A 1,815-nucleotide genomic window follows, 5' to 3' on the forward strand; every position below is an offset into this window, starting at 1 on the left:
AACAGCATATCAATGGCTACATCCCAGATAACCAGTTTAGAAAACGTGATCCGAAATTCAGTGAGCAAAAGCAAAAGCACGGCAAGCGGCACCAGGATAAGGCAGTTGGGCAAAAGGTTGTTATTCCAGTCAGTGCGTTTGAATTTGACCCGATAGCGATAACCTGTATTTGCCCCTCGGGGTTATTGCTATCTAGCCGGGGTATCAGGCCGGAACCGGATGGTCAACAACGTGCACTGTTTACAGGCAAGCTATTACAGTGCCGCGGTTGTGATTTAAAAGAGCAATGCATGGTAAACCCAGAATCAGCCAATCATAGAAAAGGCAGCGGGCGACAGGTATCGTTTTTAATCAAAGCCAATGCGCCGCCTAATTACACCGATTGGATGAAGCAACGAGTCGATAGCGATATCGGCAAACAGATATACAGCCACCGCATGTCAGTAGTAGAGCCGGTGTTTGGCAATATCGGCACCAACCAATAAAAGGCTAAACCGGTTTAGTTTGCGCGGCAAAACCAAGGTGCAGGGCCAATGGCAGTTGTATTGTATGGTGCATAATCTGGAGAAGGTAAGTCGATACGGTAAGTTAGCGGAATAATGGAGCTAACTAAGCCCCAAACGGCCGGCTAAACCACTGGTTTTACATGAGTAGCGTCAACTGAATCTAGTCTTGATATTCCCGCCAAAAGCATGCAAAGTTGCTAACAAATAATAAACAGAAAGGCCGGAGTAGAAACACTGTGCGTTCAACAGGTTTTTCTACAGGCTCGTTATGTTTCGCGAGGTGGTAAGTGACTAAAGAGTACACTGACAATTTGGAAGAGATTGCTACCTTCGGTTTTGAGGCAATCGATCCTGATGAGAAAGTTGAGGTCAATTTAAAAGACTTGATGTACGTTTTCTCGACCTTGCAAGAATATCACAGGTTTTTTCATCAGCCTTTGCATTACAAAAATATTAAAGATATCGAACGGTTTCTGGGTTCGATAAATGAGCATGCTGGATTTAAATTGTTACACATATCTATTCACGAAAAGATGCGAAATATGCTGCCAGCGCACATAGATGCGAAATATGGGGAGGGTGATTTTGATTCTCCAAAATTACCCTTCTATTACGATGAAAATAGATAAAAACATAACAAGCGCAAACAACCGATTCGCTACGCTCTCGGCTGTTGCGGGCGTTATATTTCTTGAGAGTTCATGAGTACAACTGATTGAAGAGCGTTAAAACAAGCAAAGTGCCGATAATGTTTACATTCCTATTTCAATCTGACCGGTCGGCGCGGGGTGGTTTCAGGTACGTTCATGAAAGGACAAACCCAGTAGAATGCTCAATGAAGGAAACGGATGACGGCAAAGTATTACTTCGCATAACAAAAGTAATCTCCGATAACGAAGCCGCAATTGATCATGAGCAACGCGAGTTAGAAACAGATTTACGGAATTATGGTGGCGTGTTCGTAAGTAAGAAGTACCACTTCGTCGCGAAAGGCGACAAAGTAGAGAGAAAGAGAATTTCATTCATCGCTAAGTTATTAACTTGGATGACTCGGCCAGGTGATGCAAGAAATTATGTTCTTAGGAAAATGCCGTTGTATTCAATAATTTTCACCTTGGTTTTGGTCTTTATTTTGTCAGTAGTTTATGAAATATAACAAGTTGCTAAATTTCGTTCCGGCCACAAAAAGGCGTGGCCTCCACGGGACTGCCTACGCTTCGCTGCTGCAGCCCATTAGCAAAGCGTTGAGGCTGTAGAAAAACCTCTTTTCACGCGATCGAGTTTGTGATCAAATAGTGTTGTCTGATTA

2 protein-coding genes and 1 pseudogene are annotated in these 1,815 nt (G+C 43.3%); all 3 read left to right on the forward strand.

Annotated features, from left to right (window positions below):
- Window positions 1-600 (forward strand): annotated as a pseudogene (locus tag MJX74_RS21845) (transposase); the annotation flags it as partial.
- Between the two features lie 193 nt (window positions 601-793).
- Window positions 794-1,135 (forward strand): hypothetical protein, encoded by a 342-nt coding sequence (locus MJX74_RS21445; protein WP_240225062.1) that lies wholly within the window; start codon window positions 794-796, stop codon window positions 1,133-1,135.
- Between the two features lie 206 nt (window positions 1,136-1,341).
- On the forward strand, window positions 1,342-1,662 hold the full coding sequence (locus MJX74_RS21450; RefSeq protein ID WP_240225063.1) for a hypothetical protein: 321 nt from the start codon (window positions 1,342-1,344) through the stop codon (window positions 1,660-1,662).
- Window positions 1,663-1,815 lie beyond the last annotated feature (153 nt).

It is taken from the genome of Rheinheimera hassiensis (assembly GCF_022436675.1).
Taxonomy (GTDB): Bacteria; Pseudomonadota; Gammaproteobacteria; order Enterobacterales; family Alteromonadaceae; genus Alishewanella; species Alishewanella hassiensis.